Here is a 21,159-nt window from a genome sequence, read left to right as displayed (position 1 = left end):
TAATTTCAGGATTCCCGACAGAAAAGAGGGCTCATCATCACTTTAAGTAATGCGCTAAATTCCCGGTGAGCCAAACATAAAACATCCTCCTGAAAATGTTTTTCAGGAGGATGTTCAGTTTGGATCAGTCGATTACTACTGATAGTTCACAATGCGCCCAAATCCCTGGGGAGAGAGACTAGCACCGCCTACTAGAACTCCATCAATCTCGTTCTGAGCCATAATTTCGTCGATATTCTCAGGCTTAACAGAGCCGCCGTATTGAATTGGAACATCAGGATTCTTCAATTCTTTACGGATAATTCCAATCACTCGATCTGCTTCGGATGTTTCGCAGGTGTCCCCTGTTCCGATCGCCCAGATGGGCTCATAAGCAATCACAAGATTGCTCAAATCAATATCTACGAGATCGCTCTCGATCTGCTTCAGAATCACAGCTTCGGTTTGCCCAGCATCACGCTGTTGCTTCGTTTCACCCACACAGAGAATGGGAGTTAAACCAGCTTGCTGCGCTGCTTTTAAGCGTAAATTAACCGTCTCGTCGGTTTCCCCAAAATACTGCCGCCGCTCGCTGTGCCCAATCACGACATAGCGAACGCTCAGTTCGACCAACATCGGAGCGGAGATTTCACCTGTGTAGGCTCCTTCTGCTGCCCAGTGAACATTTTGTGCGCCCAGTCGAACACGGCTACCGTGCAGGTTATGGGACATCACTGCCAAATCAGTGAATGGGACACACAGAATGACTTCCCGATCCTCGGGCGTATCCTCAATGTGGGGCAAAAATTCCTGAAGGAATTGTTTAGCCTCCGCCTGAGTCTTATACATTTTCCAGTTGCCAGCGATAACCTTCCTGCGCACGGTAATTCAGTTGGGGTTGATAACGTTTTTAGCCAAACTACAGTTTACTGGGTAACTGCATCACTCGGGCAAGTTTTCTCCTGATGAATCAGACAGGAGTCACTGACGGATTTAGCCTGTCATTAGCCGAGAATGTTGGTGCGATCGCCGCCGAGCTTCCTAGAATACAAGCAGTAATGGCCGCAAAACCTGATGGCACGCATCTCCACCCTGACTTACGACCGGGGCACCCTGATTCTGCACCCGCCCCCACGGGGCAAAGACTGGCTCGATTTTGCCGCCTGGGATGACCGGGTTGAGCGATTTCGCATTCCTGGCATCCATTACCGGGCACTGGTAGAAGCACTACAACAACAGGACGTTGAGTTCAAAGATGAGGCAAAAGGCTTTGAACCGCTAAAGATGGCAGCGTCTTTAGAAAGACAACCCTACGCGCATCAGCAGGAGGCCTTGGCTGCCTGGGTTCAGGCAAAACGACAGGGCGTCGTGGTGCTGCCCACCGCTTCGGGGAAAACGTATCTGGCGCAAATGGCCATGCAGGTCACCCCTCGCAGCACGCTGATTACAGTTCCCACCCTGGATTTGATGCATCAATGGTACACCCATCTACTGGCCGCTTTCCCGGATGAAGAGGTTGGCCTACTCGGTGGGGGCTCCAAGGATCGAACCCCCATTCTCGTGGCGACTTATGACAGCGCTGCCATCCATGCCGAAGCTTTAGGCAATCGTTATGGGCTGCTGATCTGCGACGAGTGCCATCATTTACCCAGCGATTTTAATCGGGCGATCGCCGAATCCTCCATCGCTCCCTACCGTCTCGGTCTCACAGCCACCCCCGATCGCACCGACGGTCGCCACCAGGATCTGAATGAACTGCTTGGACCTGTGGTATATCAGCGCACCGCGGAGGAACTGGCAGGTCATGCGCTGGCTCCTTATGATATTGTTCCGATCCGGGTCAAGCTCTCGCCAGAGGAGCGCGATCGCTACGAAACCTTAATCGCTACTCGCAACGAATTTCTAGAAAAATCAAATATCTGGCTTGGATCGCTTGAGGGATGGCAACGGTTTGTGCAGGCCAGTGCTCGATCTCAGGCCGGGCGACGGGCGATGCTGGCTCACCGGGAAGCACGGGCGATCGCTCTCGGCACCGAGGGTAAACTACGGATATTAGCTGACTTACTAGCCCAGCACTACCCCGATCGCACTCTCATCTTTACCAACGACAACGCAACGGTTTATCGAATTTCCCAAAGCTTTCTCATTCCGGCGATTACTCACCAAACCCCTGTCAAAGAGCGCCACGACATTCTGCAAAAGTTTCGCGACGGTACCTACCATACCCTGGTCGTATCCCATGTATTGAATGAAGGAGTAGACGTACCCGACGCTCGTGTAGCGGTTCTCCTATCGGGTAGTGGTTCCACCCGGGAATACATTCAGCGTTTAGGGCGAATTTTGCGAAAGGGAACAGGCGAGAAGCAAGCCATTCTATATGAAGTCGTAGCTGAGGAAACGACAGAAGAAGGCGTCTCCCGCCGGCGTCGCACCGGTAGCAAACCGCCTCGTAAGGAGAATCAGTTAGAGCTGGTGCCCCCCTCCCCCTACGAGAAATATCTGAAGCCAACCCGCCGCACAGCAGCCGAGCCTCCGGGCCAATACCCTTCAACTTCTCAGGACGACCCACCTTTTTAAATAAAATAAATCCTGGAGGATTGGCTTCTGGAAGGCAATCACTCAAATTTCTATAGAGGCTTAGAGGTCAAAACCAGCCGTAATTTGGCATGAATTAGATTGATCTGGGCCAGTCCCAAATCTACATCCCCCTCTAGCACCACGCCAGTGCTCAGCAAACGGTCGAGTAATTCGAGAATAGTCGGGCTGGCGGAGGTCTCACCGGGGTAGTAGCCTCCGGTTTTAGGCAACAATGTACCGAATTCCCCAAGGTCTACATTGAGATCGGCCGGATCAATTTCAAAAATTTCGCAGAGGCGTATAACCTGCTCTTCGAGCTTACGCACGCTGTCAGCGGCTCGTTCCAGATCAGTTTCGCTTAGCTCATCCCCTTCCATACGGCGAATCACCTGTGCTTCCATCAACTGACGCACAAGTTCGATTACCGTCAGCAATAGGGGAGCCAAGCCAGCATCTTTGCCCTTTTTAGGAGAATCTAACGCGCCGCCGGGGGCAATTTGGATGGGAGCATCAGAGGCTTCGGAGGGAGACATCGCCACACACTTGACAGGTCTGCTTTAACGTTGCCATGGGCAACCAAGTTTGGAAAGGCTAAATCGGATTGACTGGCCCAACTAGAACATCTGGCCATTGCCGAAGCCTTTCACGCACCAACACACAATTATCAAAGAGCGTGGCCCAGGTATCGAAGGTCATCCGACGCACCTCTGCCACGCTCCAGTATAGAAGTCTGATAAAACTACTCAATCAGGCTGAGCGATCGCGCCGTTTACCCAAATCCTTCAGAAACTCTCTCTGGTGTTTCAGGAATGCAGAATGCCATTCCTGAAAGCGTCGATCGCCATCACGCACACGCATTTGACGGTATTGTTCAGAGTCAATATAGCGTTTCTTCGTGGATTGAGTCATGGTTCGCCTCGATAAGATTAATCTTAGGCACCCCGGAGCGCTTTCAACTCGCGTTCAAGACTTTCGATGCGGGTCTGGAGCTGCTGATTAGCGTCCAGGAGTTCTTGCGATCGGCTACTTAAGTAGGGATCGTTCTCCCACCAATTGATCCCAATCTCCTTGGCTTTGTCTACCGAAGAAATTAGCAATCGGATCCGAATATTGAGCAACTCGGTCGAACCGACCGAAACGGTGATGTCACCTGCAATCACAATTCCCTTGTCCAGCACCCGTTCAAGAACATCAGCCAGGCCAGATCCCTGGGTAGACGTAAGCATCGGGCGGCTGGAAGCAGTAGGACGTACTGGAACCGTAGCCGTCATGATGATTAGCCCTCCTCAGAAATGGATTGCGCTGTATCAGTTTCGCCTTGAATCGGCAGGAGCCCTTTTTGGGATAGGGATTGAATAGCGTCGATGACCTGTACGCGACTCAGCCTCAATGTTGCCTGAATTGCTGAAGTCCGAGCCCGAGGATGGTCTTGCAAATAGCGGTAGACCTCCTGTTCGTGAGGCACGTCAGAAACCTCGACAGAGGGTTCCTCAGTTCCCGCAACAGGCTCATCCCCTTGCAAGGCACGCACAGTCTCGGCCAGAGAATCTTCAACAACCCCATTGGGCGTGATACTCGAATCCAAATCCAGGATTTCGAGATCCGGTACGTTGAGGGCGATCGCCACATCTGATTCCCGCACTTCTGCACAGATCAGCTCATTGAAAACGTCCCAGAGCAGACGAGTGGAATCCTGTTGGGACAGCTCACTGCGAGACAGCAACACATCCTGACAGATATCTCGGAACTCGACGTTCTCAGGCGTCACAACAATTTCGTGCTCATGGCAGATACGCGCGATCATCAAGCAGGCCCGCAACCCGGAAGCTTTGTCAGCTCCAACGCGATCGCGGAAGGCTTTAACCAACTGCACGATGATACTGGCGCTCTCTCGATCAATGCCGGATTTCTGGACAGCGATTTCCTGTTGGGTCAGCTCATCCGGCTCCGGCATGTTGATGGTAATCAAACGATCCAGCAACGCATCCTGGGTTCCATGTACGCCACAGTACTCCTCTGGGTTCGAGGTGAAGATGGCGCGGAAGTGAGGACTGACTCGAATGTACTCGGGACGGTTGTTGCTGGGGGGTAACACCAGCAGCTTTTCTTCCAGGGCCGCCAGTAGGACGTTGTTAACCTCAGGGCGAGAACGGTTAAATTCGTCGTAAACCAGGGTAAAGCCTTCTCGGCAAGCCAGAGTTAGACGCGAATCCACCCAATTCTGGCGCAATTCATCTTCAACCTTGACCACACTGTGGATGAAATTATCCACCACCTTTTTACGGGTGTAACCAGTCTGGTTACCGATTAAATCAGAGGTTTTGAACTCGTCGTCGCCAAACAGGAGCATGATGGGCCGCCCCAGCATATCAGCCAGGTGCAAACCCAGAGTCGTTTTGCCAGTACCTGCCGGTCCCCGCAAGTGAACGGAATAGCCGGATTGCAGGTAACGGAGGGAACGGGCTGCTACACGCTCAATGGCAGGCGTGCTGACAAAGTTTCGGGGGCGGGCTTGTAGGACAGTAGTCACAGGTTCACTTCCTCAGGAATCAGATAGATGCGATCGCGCTGGGTCACATTGCCTTTCTTAATGAGCGAGCGGAGAGCATCAACAGCCTGGAAGCGGTTAATGCTGAGAGCTGTCTCAATCTCAGTTAGGCGTGCGCCATTGATGGCCTGGATGTACTTGAAAATATCCATTTCTAACTGAGCAGGATCACGAAGTGCAGGCTGTGTTTCTTCTACAGACTCAGTTTTGACCGCTGGCAAAGGAATTGCTTCGCTCAACGCCTCAAGGCTATCGATAGAAGAAGATGCTTCAGCAAGGATGACGGGAGCCGGCGCGAATTCTTCCACCTTCGGCGGCTCAACCTTGGGTGGCTCAGGCTTTGGGGGCGCTACAACGTTCGGTAGCTCAGAAGCGGGTGTAGCAGCAGCGGGAGTTGGTGGGATACTACGAGGCGCCTTGGGCAGCTCAACTTTCGGTTGGGCAGTCGCGACAGGGCGAACCGGGCGGAATCCACGAACTGGTGCAGCGGCAACCTTACGTTGAGGAGCCACAGCAGGAGGTTGCGGTTCTACAGATGCTTCGCCGTTGCCCCACACGAGATTGTGGAGAGACTGCCGATAGCTCTGTAAGTAGTTGCGGAACTCAGCAAACTCGGTCATCAGGGCTTCCATTTCAACAGCACGGTTATCCCGGCTCTGTTGGAGCATAGCCCACAGCTGGTTAGCCCGATCTACCCGCGCCAACTCTAACTCCGACAGGTACGCATGGACGTCATCCCGCAGACCGTCTACGTAAGCAGCCAGTTCTGCTAGGAGCCGTTGCTGCTCTTGAATTCGTTGTTCTTTGAAGCCCACCAGCATATCCTGGGTGTCGGCCTGCAGAACTTGTACTTCTAATTGAATTTCTTGCATGCGCTGTTGCAGCGCTAAGCGCAAATCGGCAACTGAGGCGGACAGTGATGCATGGAATGCCTCTAGAGCTTGAAACAGCTCCTGGGACATGAGCGATCGCTCTGCCGACGTGACTGAAAGAAATTGAGCTACCTGCTCATGCAGATTAGCTTTATAAGCCTGCAATGCATCAGCGACTACTTTTGCATTTGCCAGCCGTTTCTGATAGGCATCAGCCAGAAAACTTTGTGTCTCCTCTTGAACTGCCTGTTGGAAGGCACTCAATTCACTCCGAAGCTGAGCAGACATGGCCTGCCGCTCTTGCTGAAACCCATCCAGCACTTCGCGCACATCTCTCTGACGTCGCTCCAGTTCCAACTGCCGCTGGCGTCTTTGCTCTTTCCATTGATCCTTGAGAGCAGCCACAGAAACCTCCTCCGACGAGGCTAACTTAACCCGGCTTCCTAAGAAGCCATTTTGTGAAGACAGGCCGGACGCTAGTGTTTCCGAAAGCCTGCAAACCTACCGAGCACGAACGAATTAACGAAAACGGGGAGATGAAAGTGTGAGGATTGGGGAGCCAATCAAGGCTCCCCAATCGGAGACTTTTATGCGGAGGGAACAGCAGCCTGAGCAGTCAGACCAACAGCTTCTGCATACTTCAGATAGGTTTCAACGGAAGCAATAACGATGCGAGCTTCAATAGCCAGCAGTTCGATACCAACCAGAGATACGCGAACCCACGCATCAACAACAACGCCTTTATCCAAAATCCGATCAACTACTTCGGCCAAGCTGGAGGAAGAGTTTACTTTTTCAACAGCCATGGTTAAACCACCTAAAACTTTGTACGTGTGAGCAATGAAATAAACTGACTCCCCTACCCAACAGAAGTTAACATTGCCAAGACAATTGCTTGGATTAGACATTTTTGAACATTCAAAGATTTCCGAATAATCATCAGAGCATCTAAGAACGGAGCCTTAAAGGCACAATATGCCGCAATTACAATGTCAACGGGCGATTTCCTTAAGAAGGAAATAGCTAGGGGTTTTCTAGCAGATGCCCTGTGGAGGGAGACAATTGTATCTTTCCCAAAACACAGGTCAGACTAACAATGAACCTTAGAAAAAAGTCGAAGTCCAATGAAGCACTTTCAATTATTTCCAATGTTCTTATACTCCTTTCTAGGACATACAAATACATCAGGAAGAATATGGAATCTTATTTAAGAGAAAAGCATAAAAAGCGCTGTAATAAAGGATTTCTAACGACTTACTATAAAACCAAAACGCACATTAGTACGTCTTCTAAATCATTAATAGTTATCCGGAAAAAGACTTCATTTTTCCCAACTTAATAGAAACGAAATAGAGACTATAAGCGGAAACACGGATTATTTTTCAGTTTAAAACTACTACTTCTCTTAAATCCGAAATAATACGGAATCACTTTGCTGATTTGTTGCCTATTGTGTCAACTTCCAAACTCATCTACAAAATATATTTGAATGGTATTGCTGATCTCGATGGCACATATTGGCTGATCAAGCAAATCTATGGCTACAGCCGTTTAAGCTAGTACTTAATCCGAACTCAGGCTAACTAACACAACACAGGCTATAAGACAAAAAGAGAGGGCGCTTGGCACCCTCTCTTTTTGTCCTGGTTCAAATAGCTACGAGTATAAGGAGAATTGATTTGTTACAACATATGTACAGAAGCTGTACAGAAGCAACTCAGTCACGGCCATAGTAGGCTGGTTTTGCTCGAGAAGGCATATTTCCTGTACAAGTAGTCCTTAAAATACTTGGAGGCTCTGCATAGCTTGAATGAGACCCGTCACAGCCTCTGCATCCCAATAACCTTCACCCCGACGCCCCTGAAGCAGAATGAAGCGTAAGCTAAAGGAGTGTGGAAAGCCTTCAGCTTCCATCCAGATGCGATCGCTCTCCACTTCACAGGTGATGCGCTCCTCATCCATCAGCTCTGAGGCGATTTGAGCTAGAGTATCGGCCAACTGAGTAGCAAGACGACAAAAGTCATCAAGTTCCTCCTCAGTCAGCTCTAAAGCCCATGCCTCTGTACCCACTAAGCCACGGTAGAGAGGAGCTTCAGGATCCCAACCAATTTGCCAACCTTGACCGCTTTTAAGTTGTCGTGCCATAGCATTATCTTCCATTGCTAAATATAGCGCTGTGTGGGCTTATTCAGTACGGTGTTGTGGGGCGCTGAGCGCCCCACAACACCGTTTCTGTACTTAACGAGCTTGCACACCGCTATATAGGAATGAGATTGAATGTGAAACTGCTGTTTCGCATCCAATCTCATTCCTTCACATATAAAAGCCAGGGAGCGATCGCCCCCTGGCTCTATTCATCTGCAATACAGACCTTAGCCAACCTTGCGGTAAGGTACAGCGTTTAGGTAATCAACATTCTGAGCTGACAGGCTTTGGGGAGCACTACCGCGCGCATCCAAGCTACGAGCCATATCGAGGAAACTTGCTGGATCGCCAGCACGAGCAACTTTGTCTTGGGGCTTGAAGCTCCGAACAGTGGTCTGCCAGACGATTTGCGGGAAGCCAAACTTACCACGGTAGTATTCGTCGTAGCGAGGAGACCTGATATTAAAAGGCAGCTCACCAGCAGTGCGACCGGGCAGAACTCGACGACGCTGATAGGGAACGATGGAATCACCAAAGTTCTCCAGGTACTCGTCGCTGTTCAACAGATCGTTGAAGAAGCCAGCAATACCTTTGGTCGCGATTACGATGGACCAAGCAATTTTTTCGCGTTCGCTGTAAACATCCCGGCCCAGAACGCGCTGAACAGTTTGTTCAACAAAACGATAGTTGCTATTCAAGTCATAGAAGCTGCGCTTATAGCGATCAGACAACAATAGACCACGAATAAAATCACGTACTGTGATTTGCCCATTCCGCAGCTGGGATTCAAGAGTTACTTCCCGGTCTGCTTTAAACGCATGGAAAAAGATTTGACGGTAAGCCGCTTCAATCAAGTTATCCATATCACTTGGCGAGAGCAGGTTATCCGTCGAGAAGAGACGGGGTTGCTCATCGCTTCCAACCTCGTAACCAGCAACTCGCTGGTTTTGGCTGGAGGGGTTGTACTGTAACAGAGGAATTGCCACGCCTACTTAAACTCCCTGTGTCTTACAAATCCTTACAAAATTTACTCAACATCATACGGTTAATAGGAATAGTAGATAGCCTTCCTCCAATAAAACTTTACGGAATTTAACAGCTCACCTGGAATTTACAGTTTTTTACAAAAAAGGAGCTCGATTATTTGGAGCTCCTCTAGCACAAATTGAAAGTTAAACGAAGGTTACTTTATATAAGTTCTTGGGTCAGTTTCCTACGGGTTTCTTCAGAAGAAGCAGTTAGAAAAATGGAAATTACTAGGAGGTTTGAACTATATCTAGAGCCTAAAAAATTGAGGAAATTCAGAAAGCATTCAAAATGCAGCCTTCAGTGGGAAATATTTAACGAGCACTACTTCATACACCGAACAACAAATAAGAGCACACTCACTACTGTGTGATGGCGTGTCCTTAGCTTCGGTAAAGCAGCTGATATAACGATTCAAAAAACTTGGAAGAAGGAAACACATTCTTTTAGGGATTTGAGTAGGAGCGATCGCCATTCCTGAGAATACGCGATCGCTCTTCCACAGAACCCCAAACGAATCAAACTAGAGGATGCCCGCGAGGTTGACTTTATTGATTTAGCCCATCAAAAATCAACCTCTGCAAGACTGTTTCCTCTTAAATCATCGGAACTTGAGAGCAGCGAGCATAGGGCACTACATCTTCACCGAAGAAGCGGCCATACTCAGGGCTGTTCATTAGAGCCGATACAACAGCAACCAATCCCTTCTCAGCGAGAAGCGCTGCATATTCAGTCAGCTCTGCGGTATTCGCAGGAGTGCGGCCCAGCAGGTGACGAACCAGCAACTCGGCTGCTTTGGCAGGAGGATAGGGCTGCAGGAAGCGATCGCCATATACAGGCGACACCACCAAACGCTTCACAAACTCCTTAACGGTGATTTCACCGCGTTGGAGCAGGGCCTCCAGCTCAGGGCGACGTAACTCAGTAGGAATCGTTTCATCAGAAACATCCATGATTTGACGATAGATGGCTTCAATCGCCTCTTTAACCTCAACTGCACCAGTGCTAGGCATTACTCGAAAGATACGGGCTGCTTTGCGATCGGTGTCTTGAACCAGAGCTTCTCCACCCGTGGAGCGGCTCAGGTCAACGTAGTCGGTTTTGGACTGGGCGGCGATCGCCTGACCCAGCAACGGCAGCTTGGAAACATCCGTACGGGTATCTGCAGGCTTGAAGCTGGGAACCACCAATTCGCGGTCCTGCTTCGTGAGCTTGTTGTAGAGCCGTTGGCTGTTGGGGAAGTTCGCAGCAGGAAGGGTCAGATAACGGTTGTAGGGAACCGTATCTTCGCCAAAGGTTGCCGCATACTCAGGGCTCGCCAGCATCGCGTTGATGAAGCCCTTCAGACCCTGGGTTGCCAGAATCTGGTTGTACTTACGGATTTCAACTTGATCTAGAGGAGCACGACCCAGGAAGTGCTTGGTACCCAACTCAATTACTTTGGTGTTGGGATAGGGGGTATAAAACTCCCGAATGTAAAGGCTAGAAGTACCCAGCCCTTCCAGGAACTCCTTGAGGGTAATTTCCCCGTTCTTCAGCTTGCTTTCCAGTGCAGAGAACTCGTTGCTAGCGAGGTAAGGAGGAATATCCCGCTCAAACACCTGACGGTAGGCAGCACCAATAACGGTTCCAACCTGGGAAACATCCGTACGAGTCGTAAGTTTGAAGACTTTGGTTTGTTCCCGCTTCTTGCTGACACCCTGAGTTGCACGGAATTGGATATCCGGTTCAGTACGGGTTTCAGATACGGCACCCAGTTGAACGAAGCGAGGCTCTTCCTCAACCGTGACCTTCGTCAAGCCTTTGTCGCTGATGCTGCCAGCCCGGTTGGTACGCAGGGCCAAACCACCCGGAGTCACATAACGCTCGTAAGGAACGGTGTCCTCACCGAAGGTTTCGTTGTATTCCTCGGTATCTAGAATTGCATCCACCAGAGCGTAGAATCCTTTCTTCGAGCACAGGTCGAAGTAAGCATTCATTTCCTTCCGGCCGTAGGTAGGACGGCCCAACAGGCGGCGGTGAATGTACTCGATCGCCTTCACCACGTACAGCGAAGTCCAAGCTTGCTTGCGGAATACATCAGATTTCGCCAACTGACGGATGAATTCTCGTACAGTGATTTCCCCGTTTTCCAGCTTGATTTCAGCAATCTTCTGGCGCTGACCGTCATAGACATCACGCCCGAATACTTGCAGGTAAGCTGCACGAATGACAGCTTGGGTAGAGCTTTCAGAGAACTTAACGCTGACGCCCTTACTGTTACCACCACCCTTCGCAAAGCTCTTGGTATAGCTGGGAATTTGATCCAGCTTGAACACCTTAGGCCCAAGGCTACCAGGAGCAACACCGCGTGCACCAGGATTGCTCAATTGGTTATTGATACCAGGGCCACGATTGATCAGAATCCGGCGGGTATCCTTACCAAATGGTGCTGGGCTGGCGCTGGGATTGCGGGTTTCTTTCGGGAAGATAGCTCCGAACTGAATCTCCAGTGGATCGTTGCCAGAACCATACACATGCTGATCAGGCAGAGGCTGCTCGTAGCTAGCAAAGGTGGTCAGGAACTGAGGAACTTTACGGAAGGGCGCACTGTACTTGAACAGATCTTGCTGAGGACCCCAGTTGCGGCACTCCTGAGCTTCTTGGCCCAAACCACGGAGATAAGGAACAGTTTCCTCACCGAAGTAATCCGCGTATTCTTCCGAATCCACCAGGGCATCTACCAGAGCAGACAAACCACCGTTGGACACGATAGAGAAGTACTTCTGAACTTCTTCACGAGAGCTGGGGCCACGGCCAAGGATATGACGGAATGCCAGTTCCAGAGCACGGCTGTTGATGTAGGGCTCGTAGAAGTTCTTGCGGTACAGAGGCGACTTCGCTAGACGGCGGACGAACTCCTTCATGGAGATTTCGCCGTTCTTCACCTTGGATTCCAGATCGGAAATTCCCAAAGAGTAAGCACGGGTAATATCACGCTCAAATACCTGACGGTAGGCTGCTTTGATAACGTCGTTCTTTTCCAGAGCAGACAGACCAGGCTTCATCGCGTACTTAGGCCGACGCTCTGCTGCGTTGAAGTAAATCTGAGGCAGAGTTAAGCCTTGCTGATCGCCAGAAGGGCGCTGACGCAGCTTGTTGGAAGGAGTGGGAGCCGCAAATTCGTTGATGAGTACACCAAAGTACTGTTCAACAATGAACGCAGCTTCCTCGTCTTGACGGAAATAACCAAGGGCTGCAAGACGCATTTCTTGCAGCGCTACAACGGTTGCGTCAGAAGAGCAGGCATTCTCAATGATTTCCCGCAGACCACGAACGTTAACAGAAATAATGTTGGGGTCGCCTGCCACAATCGCATAGGTCAGATACCGCAGGAACCAGCTCAAGTCACGCAGTGACTTAGCCATGTTACCGGGGCCGTAGCGGGCTACGTTAATCGGACGGAAACCAGGAGGAGTAGGACCACTGCTGGGGGTAAGAAATAGGGTGCGTAGCCCTTCTAGAATGCCGCCACCACCGCCAGAAACATAGGTAACGGTACCCAGTTTCATCCCTTCTTGAGTATCGATGGCAACGCCACCCATACCAACGGGCACAGGGGTTTCTTCACGAGGCTTTTCGAGGAAAGCCATGGGAGAACCACCGACAAAAATACGGTTGGCCGCACGGGACACGATCAGTTCAGAGTTCCGGGTAAGGGCATCTGCGATCGCCAACCGTTTGAGACCAGAACTGAAAAAGCTTGACAGTTCACTGAGTTCCCCCATTCCCAGGAAGCGGTCCTGCTGCTCGGCCTGGGAAATCGTGGAAACGGGTAAGGTTTGGTAAAGATTGGGGCGTGCAACAGAGCTTCCACCACTTGCCTTAACACTCATTGGATTTCTAAAGCTCCCTTCAATGTGATCTCTTTATAGTTTGTCGATGGGGTTCCGAGACACCTGAGAGCGCTCCCCGTCGTTCGCACAAAATAAAGCCATTCGCACGAAGACCCAGAAGCCTTCAAGATTACCGGGATAGTGATGACCCCGTGGATCAGGGTCAAATCCAACTCTTAGATTAGAGCGTTTCGTCTACGCAGCACCGCTTTATTAAGAAGTGTTTACGAGGCGTTACCAGGATTGCTGTGCCAATCATACGGGATAGGGGGAATCTACATTAGAGACAGTATAAGTTTTGTAACTTTCCCCGTTACATCTACAGAATCCAATTTGCCGGGATTCTGTGCGATCGCACCCCTCTCACCTCATCAATTGACCACTCCCGTATTCTCCGACCCCATCAAAAAGGCGTCTATCAGGCGCTACACTCATCATGCTGGATCTCAATCGATTATGACCGACCCCACTCAGATTAGTGCGGCTGTGGCCCGCCTTTACGACACCTATCCATTTCCACCAGAACCGTTACTGGACGAGCCGCCTCCCGGTTATAACTGGCGTTGGAATTGGTTGGCCGCTTACAACTTTTGCCTGGGCCGTAAACCGTCTCGGCAGGATGTGCGAATTCTGGATGCGGGCTGTGGTACCGGGGTCGGTACTGAATATCTGGTGCACCTGAATCCTCAAGCTGAAGTAACAGGGCTTGATTTGAGTTCGGGTGCGTTGGCGGTTGCCAAGGAACGATGCCAACGATCGGGAGCCGATCGCGCGACCTTTCACCACCTCAGTCTTTATAATGCGGCTGAGCTTCCCGGTGAATTTGACTTAATTAATTGTGTGGGTGTTCTTCATCACCTGCCGGATCCAATTCGGGGAATTCAGGCTCTTGCACCAAAGTTAGCTCCTGGCGGGCTGATGCATATCTTTGTATATGGTGCCTTGGGCCGATGGGAAATTCAGCTAATGCAAGAGGCGATCGCCCTCCTCCAGGGCGACCAGCGCGGTGACTATCGCGACGGCGTACAGGTGGGGCGTAATCTCTTTGCCAGCCTGCCCGAAAACAATCGCCTGGTGAAACGGGAACAGGAACGCTGGTCGTTAGAAAATCAGCGAGATGAAAATTTTGCAGACATGTACGTCCATCCCCAGGAGATTGACTACACCGTTCACAGTCTGCATGAGTTAATTCGTGCCTCTGGCTTAGAATTCCTCGGCTTCTCAAATCCACGAGTTTGGGATTTAGAAAGATTGATTGGGAAAGCACCCGACTTGATGGAACGAGCCGCTAATCTTTCGGAGTGGGAACGGTACCGACTGATCGAACTTCTCGATCCAGAATCCATCACACACTACGAATTTTTCCTGGGTCGTCCTCCCATTGAGAAATCCGATTGGTCTTCCGATACAGCTCTTCTAGCCGCCATCCCTGAACGCAATCCTTGTATGGATGGTTGGGATAGTCGCACTCTATTTAATTTTGATTATCAGATTGTGACGTTGACCGATGATCAGTGGGCTTTCCTGAAAGCTGCCGATGGAAATACCCAGCAAACCGTTGGGCAAATCCTAGAATCGGTACCGGGAGGATTGGAGATGGTGCGATCGCTCCTCCAACAACAACTCCTGATGCTGACTCCAGGTAGCTGATACCATCAAATAGGCCATTACGGCATCAAACTAATCCGCCTGTAGGATTCAAAAAAACTCACCCGACAGGGACGAACACAGCATTAAGTATTGTTACCTGTCGGTGATATGATCGGGAGTGGCAAGCGCAATCACACCGAAAGCCATGGGCGATCGCACTGTGATACCAGCGCCATGCTGCTTCCGTTTCACTGGACCTTTGCCACTATTCCTGTGAACTCGTCAGACACCCCTCCTAACACACCTCCCATTGAGGAACAGCCCGCCCCGTCGGGCATCAATCCTGAACCCGATCCTTCCATGCAGGAGTTTTACAAACTCCAGGAAGATTTGCTGAAAATCACACTGCTTTTAAGCGGCATTGTGTTCGTTTCAGTATGGATTTTCTACTCCCTCAACATCGCTCTGAATTATTTAATAGGAGCGTGCACAGGTGTGGTTTACTTGAGAATGTTGGCGAAAAACGTGGCACAACTGGGTCGGGAAAAGAGTCAATTGGGTGCTACTCGGCTGGCTCTGTTGATTGGGTTGATCGTAGTTGCATCGCGATTAGATCAACTTCAAATCATGCCAATTTTTCTTGGTTTCCTGACTTATAAAGTGGCCGTCATCTATTACATGATGCAAACCGCCATATTACCCGGATCTCGATAAGTTCCAGGAATACTATCACCACTTAACGATTCTGGAAAGACTCATCCAATGGGAACCCTCAATTTCCTGAATATTCTTCATACATTGCCCCTCGCCGAACTGGAAGTTGGCAAACAGTTTTACTGGGAATTGGGCAATTTGAAGTTACACGGCCAGATCTTCTTGACCTCTTGGTTCGTGATTGGTGTGTTGGTTATTGCCGCCCTCCTAGGCAGCCGAAATCCCCAGCGCATCCCCACAGGCTTCCAGAATTTCATGGAGTATGTTCTGGAGTTTGTTCGCGATCTGGCACGCGGTCAGATTGGAGAAAAAGACTATCGGCCCTGGGTTCCATTCGTTGGTACCTTGTTCCTGTTCATCTTTGTCTCAAACTGGTCCGGTGCTCTGGTACCCTGGCGTTTGATTCACATCCCGGCTGGTGAGCTCTCGGCTCCCACCAGTGACATCAACACCACGGTTGCTCTGGCGCTGCTTACCTCTCTGGCATACTTTTACGCGGGCTTCCGCAAGAAGGGCTTGGGTTACTTCGGCAACTACGTTCAGCCGGTACCCTTTATGCTTCCCTTCAAGATTATTGAAGATTTCACCAAACCCCTCTCCCTAAGCTTCCGTCTTTTCGGAAACATTCTGGCTGATGAATTGGTTGTGGGCGTATTGGTATTGCTGGTGCCTCTGTTTGTGCCGCTGCCTGTGATGGCGTTGGGTCTCTTCACCAGTGCAATTCAGGCTCTGATTTTTGCGACACTGGCCGCTGCCTACATTGGCGAGGCTATGGAGGATCACCACGAAGGGCATGAGGAACACTAGTTTCTCAGACGGGGCATTGCGTCCCCATTATTGTGACCTACCGTTGTCGGTAGCCTTTGCTACTCACAATTAGGTCGCCAGCGTGCAAGCGCTTTTCTAGATGGTTCACGTTTCGTCATTCTGTAACACAAGGGAAGGAATCTCACTATGGATCCATTAATCGCTGCTGCTTCTGTTGTGGCTGCTGCTCTGGCTGTGGGCCTTGCCGCAATCGGCCCTGGTATTGGTCAAGGTAACGCAGCGGGGCAAGCCGTGGAAGGGATCGCTCGTCAGCCTGAAGCAGAGGGCAAAATCCGCGGTACTCTGCTGCTGAGCTTGGCGTTCATGGAAGCGCTCACCATCTACGGTCTGGTTGTTGCTCTGGTACTGCTGTTTGCAAACCCCTTTGCCTAAGCATAGGGTTCAGTAGGGGTACGGCCCACGTGCCCCTACCCTCATTCACTTAGCGGAGCGCTCTGACCGAGCTGAAGGGGTTGGGTTAATTTTATGATGCACTCACTGATTCTGCTAGCAACGGAGGCCGTCGGCGAAGCGGAAGGGGGTCTTTTTGACCTAGATGCGACGTTGCCTCTGATGGCAGTTCAATTCTTGATTCTTGTTGCGGTACTCAACGCTCTGTTCTACAAGCCTGTAGGCAAGGTGTTAGATGAACGCGACGCTTATATTCGTGGCACCCAGGCAGAAGCTCAGGAACGCCTGATGAAGGCTCAGGCTCTCGCCAAACAATTTGAGCAGGAACTGGCAGATACCCGTCGGCAATCTCAAGCAGTCATAGCAAAGGCTCAAGCTGATGCTCAGAAAATTGCAGCCGAAAAAATTGCCGTAGCCCAGCAGGAAGCCCAAGCTCAGCGTGAACAGGCTCAACATGAGCTAGATCAGCAAAAAGCCGAAGCATTGCAGGCTCTTGAGCAACAAGTGGATGCCCTCAGTCAGCAAATCTTGCACAAGCTCCTGGGAGGTGTTTCCATTGGTTAATTTTGGTGGTATCGAATTGTTTGGTACGGCCCTTCCCCACCAGGTATTCTTGCTTGCTTCTGAAGCGGAAGGTGGATTTGGCCTCAACTTCAACCTGCTGGAGACCAACATTATCAACCTGGCCATCATTATTGGTGTGCTGTTGTACTTTGGTCGTGGTGTCATTGGTAAGACTTTAGGCGATCGCCGCTCTGCCATCGAGACAGCCATTAAAGAAGCGGAAGACCGTAAGAAATCCGCTGCAGCTTCTCTAGCCCAGGAACAGCAAAAGCTGGCCCAGGCGCAATCAGAAGCTGCTCGCATTCTGGCAGACGCTGAGAAAAGCGCAGAGAAAGCTCGTGCCGCTATTCTTTCTGAGATGGAAGAAGAGCTGGTTCGGATGCGTCAGTCGGCTAGCCAGGACATTAACACTCAGCAAGAGCGGATTGCGCGCGAACTGAGAGAGCGAATTGCGGCTCTGGCTATTGCAAAGGCGGAAGAGCGTTTGCAAACAGGTTTGAACCAGGATGCTCAACATCAACTACTGGATCAGAGCATTGCATCTTTGGGAGGTCGGGCATGAGATTAGCTGCTGAAATCGTAGAGCCTTACGCTCAGGCATTAATGTCAATCGCCCAGTCCCAAGATCTAGTGGATCGCTTCAACGAAGATACAACGGTGCTGCTGGAAACCCTGGCGGAATCCGAAGAGTTGAACCAGTTTTTGGTCAACCCATTCATGAAGCCGGAAACCAAGAAGGCTGTGTTGCGGCAGTTGGCAAGCGATCGCCTGCATCCTGTGATGCAAAGCTTCCTCCAACTGCTGGTAGATCGTGGACGGAGTCAGTTCCTGCCGCCTATCTGCAAGCAGTACCAGACTCTGGTGCGTCAGATGCGTCAAATCGTTCTGGCTGAAGTGATTTCTTCGGTTGAACTGAATGATGAGCAAACGGAAGCCGTTCGCCAGAAAGTCATTTCCCTTACGGGAGCTAGCCAGGTCGAGTTGGAAAAGCATATCGACTCTGACATTCTGGGCGGTGTGATTATTCGGGTCGGTTCTCAAGTATTTGATGCAAGCCTGCGGGGACAACTTCGTCGCCTCGGGTTGAACCTCTCCACCAATGTCTAGAATCTGAATGTGCCGCAAAAGCAATGGTTTAGCTCGCTTTTGCACAGTTCAGCGAATGTTCATTCTGTTTATTTGTAGCCAGCGAGAATAACCCATGGTAGCAATTAGACCCGACGAGATTAGCAGCATTATTCGCCAGCAGATTGAGCAGTACGACCAGGAAATTAAAGTTTCCAACGTAGGAACTGTTCTTCAGGTTGGTGACGGTATTGCTCGCGTGTATGGCCTCGACAACGTAATGGCCTCCGAGCTGCTGGAATTTGAAGATGGAACCGTTGGGATCGCTCAGAACCTCGAAGAAGATAACGTTGGGGTAGTGCTGTTCGGTCAAGGTTTAGGCATTCAAGAAGGTAGCGCTGTACGCTCCACCGGTAAGATCGCCTCCGTACCTGTAGGCGATGCAATGGTTGGCCGCGTGGTTGACGCTCTGGCCCGTCCCATTGATGGCAAAGGCGAAATCGCCACCACCGATACCCGTCTGCTCGAATCTCCCGCTCCTGGCATCATTGCCCGGAAATCGGTATACGAGCCCATGGCAACCGGGATTACCGCTATCGACGCGATGATTCCCGTCGGTCGGGGTCAGCGCGAGCTGATCATCGGTGACCGTCAGACTGGCAAAACCAGCATCGCTGTAGACACCATCCTGAACCAGAAAGGTAAGGACGTAATTTGCGTTTACGTAGCGGTCGGTCAAAAGGCTTCCACCGTTGCTCAGGTTGTACAAACTCTGGCTGACCGTGGCGCTCTGGACTACACCATTATTGTGAGCGCGACCGCTAACGACTCTGCGGCTCTGCAATACCTGGCTCCTTACACGGGTGCTTCTTTGGCTGAGTACTTCATGTACAAGGGCAAAGCAACCCTGGTGGTATACGATGACCTGTCCAAGCACGCACAGGCATACCGTCAGATGTCCTTGCTGCTGCGCCGTCCGCCCGGCCGTGAAGCGTATCCTGGCGACGTATTCTACCTCCACTCCCGTTTGCTGGAGCGCGCTGCGAAGCTAAGCCCCGCACTGGGTGAAGGTAGTATGACCGCTCTGCCCATCATCGAGACCCTGGCGGGTGACGTATCTGCATACATTCCTACCAACGTAATTTCGATTACCGACGGTCAGATCTTCCTGTCCTCTGACTTGTTCAACTCAGGCGTTCGTCCGGCGATTAACGCGGGTATTTCCGTATCCCGTGTAGGTTCCGCCGCTCAGACCAAAGCCATGAAGAAAGTGGCTGGTAAGCTGAAGCTGGAATTGGCTCAGTATGACGAACTGAAGGCATTCTCTCAGTTTGCTTCTGACCTGGATAAAGCGACTCAGAACCAGCTGGCCCGGGGTGCGCGTTTGCAAGAACTACTGAAGCAGCCTTCCTCCTCGCCTCTCTCTCTGGCTGATCAGGTTGCTCTGATCTATGCCGGCACCAACGGTTACCTGGATGAGGTTCCCCTGGAAAAAGTGACTGAGTTCGCTAAGGGTCTGCGTGAGTATTTGGCGAACAGCAAGCCTCGCTATAACGAAATCGTTGGTAGCGAAAAAGCGCTGACCGATGAAGCCGTTGAGGCTCTGAAATCCGGTATTACCGAGTTCAAGCAAGCCTTCCTGGCTGGCTAAGCGATGTTTGAATGGTTGGATTTTTCCTGCAGATAGTGGGAAAAATCCAACGTTCATTCCGCTTCAAACATCCTTATCCATGACCTGAAGCGAACCGAGGTCTATTCGACATGCCAAATCTAAAATTTATTCGCGATCGCATTCAATCTGTCAAAAACACCCGCAAGATCACCGAAGCGATGCGGCTGGTGGCAGCGGCTAAAGTGCGCCGTGCCCAAGAACAGGTTCTGGCTACCCGCCCCTTTGCGGACCGGCTGGCTCAGGTTCTCTATGGCTTGCAAACTCGTCTGCGGTTTGAAGATGCGGATCTGCCTCTGCTGAGACAGCGCGAAGTGAATACTGTAGGTCTGCTGATCATCTCAGGCGATCGCGGTCTCTGCGGCGGTTACAACGCCAACATCATCAAGCGGGCTGAGACTCGTGCGAAGGAGTTAAAGGCTGAAGGCCGTAACTATAAGTTCATCATTGTGGGACGCAAAGCGGCTCAGTACTTCCAGCGCCGCGAGGAGCCCGTTGAGGCGGTATTCTCTGGACTAGAGCAAGTACCGACCGCTTCGGAAGCTTCCATGATTGCGGACGAACTGCTGTCCCTATTCCTCTCAGAGGAAGTGGATCGGGTCGAGCTGATTTACACCAAGTTCGTTTCGCTAGTGAGCTCTCGTCCTGTTGTACAAACCCTGTTGCCTCTCGACCCTCAAGGGTTAGAAGTATCAGACGATGAAATCTTCCGCTTGACGACTCGGGGTGGAGCATTTGAAGTTGAGCGGCAGAAAGTTACCGCTCCTACGCTTCAGCCACCGCCACAGGATATGTTGTTTGAGCAAGATCCCGTTCAGATTCTTGATGCTCTATTGCCGCTGTATTTGAATAACCAACTGCTACGGGCATTACAAGAGTCTGCTGCTAGCGAACTGGCGGCTCGGATGACTGCCATGAGCAACGCGAGTGATAACGCATCACAGCTCATCAGTACCCTGACAATTTCTTACAACAAAGCGCGTCAGGCTGCTATTACCCAGGAAATTCTGGAGGTGGTTGGGGGCGCAGAAGCGCTTACCTAATAACGGTTGGGTTTCTCGTAGCTACATCTCAATCAGAATGAACGGACGGGAACAATCCCGTCCTTTTTTCGTCATTATTTAACCCAAACTCCGATTGATTACAGCGCTTTTCAAGCGCTTAAATTTTGGTTGTTTTTGTGAGAGCCACACTCCACACGGCTCTCACAAAAACAGCTATGGCTGATTCAAGCACAAAGTGATGTAAAGAGGTTTCTGCATAAGAATTTACCCAGAATGTTGGTGCTTTGCCCGCGAAGCGGGCAAAGCACCAACA

20 protein-coding genes are annotated in these 21,159 nt (G+C 50.8%); 10 read left to right on the top strand and 10 right to left on the bottom strand.

All coding sequences use genetic code 11. From position 1 onward, the window contains the following. Positions 1-135: 135 nt before the first annotated feature. On the bottom strand, positions 136-861 hold the full coding sequence (tpiA, locus tag H6F91_RS19690; protein ID WP_190774565.1) for a triose-phosphate isomerase: 726 nt from the start codon (positions 859-861) through the stop codon (positions 136-138). A 192-nt stretch (positions 862-1,053) separates the two neighbouring features. On the opposite strand from tpiA, the gene H6F91_RS19685 reads away from it, so the two are divergent. Then, complete coding sequence (locus H6F91_RS19685) at positions 1,054-2,556, top strand: DEAD/DEAH box helicase family protein (RefSeq protein WP_190774564.1); 1,503 nt, start codon at positions 1,054-1,056, stop codon at positions 2,554-2,556. A 50-nt stretch (positions 2,557-2,606) separates the two neighbouring features. Here the strand turns inward: H6F91_RS19685 and H6F91_RS19680 are convergent, their stop codons facing one another. The 9 genes from H6F91_RS19680 to H6F91_RS19640 form a co-directional block, all read right to left on the bottom strand. Beyond that, the gene (locus H6F91_RS19680) at positions 2,607-3,089 is read right to left on the bottom strand and encodes a gas vesicle protein K (protein WP_190774563.1); all 483 of its coding nucleotides are present in this window, start codon (positions 3,087-3,089) and stop codon (positions 2,607-2,609) included. 214 nt (positions 3,090-3,303) lie between these two features. Beyond that, positions 3,304-3,465, bottom strand: coding sequence for a hypothetical protein (locus H6F91_RS19675; protein ID WP_190774562.1), 162 nt, complete (start codon positions 3,463-3,465; stop codon positions 3,304-3,306). A gap of 23 nt (positions 3,466-3,488) precedes the next feature. After that, positions 3,489-3,827, bottom strand: coding sequence for a gas vesicle protein (locus tag H6F91_RS19670; RefSeq protein WP_190774561.1), 339 nt, complete (start codon positions 3,825-3,827; stop codon positions 3,489-3,491). A 5-nt stretch (positions 3,828-3,832) separates the two neighbouring features. Continuing rightward, positions 3,833-5,086 carry a gas vesicle protein GvpN gene (gene gvpN / locus H6F91_RS19665; RefSeq protein WP_190774560.1) on the bottom strand — a complete coding sequence of 418 codons (1,254 nt, stop codon included), beginning with the start codon at positions 5,084-5,086 and terminating at the stop codon, positions 3,833-3,835. Continuing rightward, on the bottom strand, positions 5,083-6,381 hold the full coding sequence (locus H6F91_RS19660; RefSeq protein ID WP_190774559.1) for a hypothetical protein: 1,299 nt from the start codon (positions 6,379-6,381) through the stop codon (positions 5,083-5,085). Before H6F91_RS19660 ends, gvpN begins: the two co-directional genes overlap by 4 nt. Positions 6,382-6,563: 182 nt before the next feature. Next, positions 6,564-6,782 carry a gas vesicle structural protein GvpA gene (gene gvpA, locus H6F91_RS19655; RefSeq protein WP_190774558.1) on the bottom strand — a complete coding sequence of 73 codons (219 nt, stop codon included), beginning with the start codon at positions 6,780-6,782 and terminating at the stop codon, positions 6,564-6,566. Positions 6,783-7,755: 973 nt separating this feature from the next. Further along, a complete protein-coding gene (locus H6F91_RS19650; protein ID WP_190774557.1) occupies positions 7,756-8,121 on the bottom strand; it encodes a DUF1818 family protein in 366 nt (121 codons plus the stop codon). Positions 8,122-8,348: 227 nt separating this feature from the next. Continuing rightward, entirely contained in the window at positions 8,349-9,107 is a 759-nt protein-coding gene (locus H6F91_RS19645; RefSeq protein WP_190774556.1) for a phycobilisome rod-core linker polypeptide, read from the bottom strand. Positions 9,108-9,743: 636 nt separating this feature from the next. Then, complete coding sequence (locus tag H6F91_RS19640; RefSeq protein WP_190774555.1) at positions 9,744-13,022, bottom strand: phycobilisome rod-core linker polypeptide; 3,279 nt, start codon at positions 13,020-13,022, stop codon at positions 9,744-9,746. Between the two features lie 456 nt (positions 13,023-13,478). On the opposite strand from H6F91_RS19640, the gene H6F91_RS19635 reads away from it, so the two are divergent. From H6F91_RS19635 to H6F91_RS19595, 9 genes are all read left to right on the top strand, one after another. Further along, positions 13,479-14,672, top strand: a complete 1,194-nt coding sequence (locus H6F91_RS19635; protein ID WP_190774554.1) for a class I SAM-dependent methyltransferase — start codon at positions 13,479-13,481, stop codon at positions 14,670-14,672. A gap of 108 nt (positions 14,673-14,780) precedes the next feature. After that, complete coding sequence (locus H6F91_RS28015; RefSeq protein ID WP_242035884.1) at positions 14,781-15,326, top strand: ATP synthase subunit I; 546 nt, start codon at positions 14,781-14,783, stop codon at positions 15,324-15,326. A 48-nt stretch (positions 15,327-15,374) separates the two neighbouring features. Beyond that, positions 15,375-16,133 carry a F0F1 ATP synthase subunit A gene (atpB, locus tag H6F91_RS19625; protein WP_190774553.1) on the top strand — a complete coding sequence of 253 codons (759 nt, stop codon included), beginning with the start codon at positions 15,375-15,377 and terminating at the stop codon, positions 16,131-16,133. Positions 16,134-16,280: 147 nt separating this feature from the next. Beyond that, positions 16,281-16,526: an ATP synthase F0 subunit C gene (atpE, locus tag H6F91_RS19620; RefSeq protein WP_190774552.1), complete on the top strand. Its 246-nt coding sequence runs from the start codon at positions 16,281-16,283 to the stop codon at positions 16,524-16,526. A 93-nt stretch (positions 16,527-16,619) separates the two neighbouring features. Continuing rightward, complete coding sequence (locus H6F91_RS19615) at positions 16,620-17,108, top strand: F0F1 ATP synthase subunit B' (RefSeq protein WP_190774551.1); 489 nt, start codon at positions 16,620-16,622, stop codon at positions 17,106-17,108. Next, positions 17,101-17,670 carry a F0F1 ATP synthase subunit B gene (locus H6F91_RS19610; RefSeq protein ID WP_242035883.1) on the top strand — a complete coding sequence of 190 codons (570 nt, stop codon included), beginning with the start codon at positions 17,101-17,103 and terminating at the stop codon, positions 17,668-17,670. Before H6F91_RS19615 ends, H6F91_RS19610 begins: the two co-directional genes overlap by 8 nt. After that, positions 17,667-18,215: an ATP synthase F1 subunit delta gene (gene atpH / locus H6F91_RS19605; protein ID WP_190774549.1), complete on the top strand. Its 549-nt coding sequence runs from the start codon at positions 17,667-17,669 to the stop codon at positions 18,213-18,215. Before H6F91_RS19610 ends, atpH begins: the two co-directional genes overlap by 4 nt. 94 nt (positions 18,216-18,309) lie before the next feature. Continuing rightward, positions 18,310-19,824, top strand: a complete 1,515-nt coding sequence (gene atpA / locus H6F91_RS19600; protein ID WP_190774548.1) for a F0F1 ATP synthase subunit alpha — start codon at positions 18,310-18,312, stop codon at positions 19,822-19,824. 110 nt (positions 19,825-19,934) lie between these two features. Further along, positions 19,935-20,885, top strand: a complete 951-nt coding sequence (locus H6F91_RS19595; protein ID WP_190774547.1) for a F0F1 ATP synthase subunit gamma — start codon at positions 19,935-19,937, stop codon at positions 20,883-20,885. Positions 20,886-21,159: the final 274 nt, after the last annotated feature.

The sequence above is a fragment of the Leptolyngbya sp. FACHB-8 genome (assembly GCF_014695575.1).
Classification (GTDB): Bacteria; Cyanobacteriota; Cyanobacteriia; order Elainellales; family Elainellaceae; genus Vacuolonema.
This window is presented reverse-complemented; position numbering and strand designations above follow the sequence as displayed.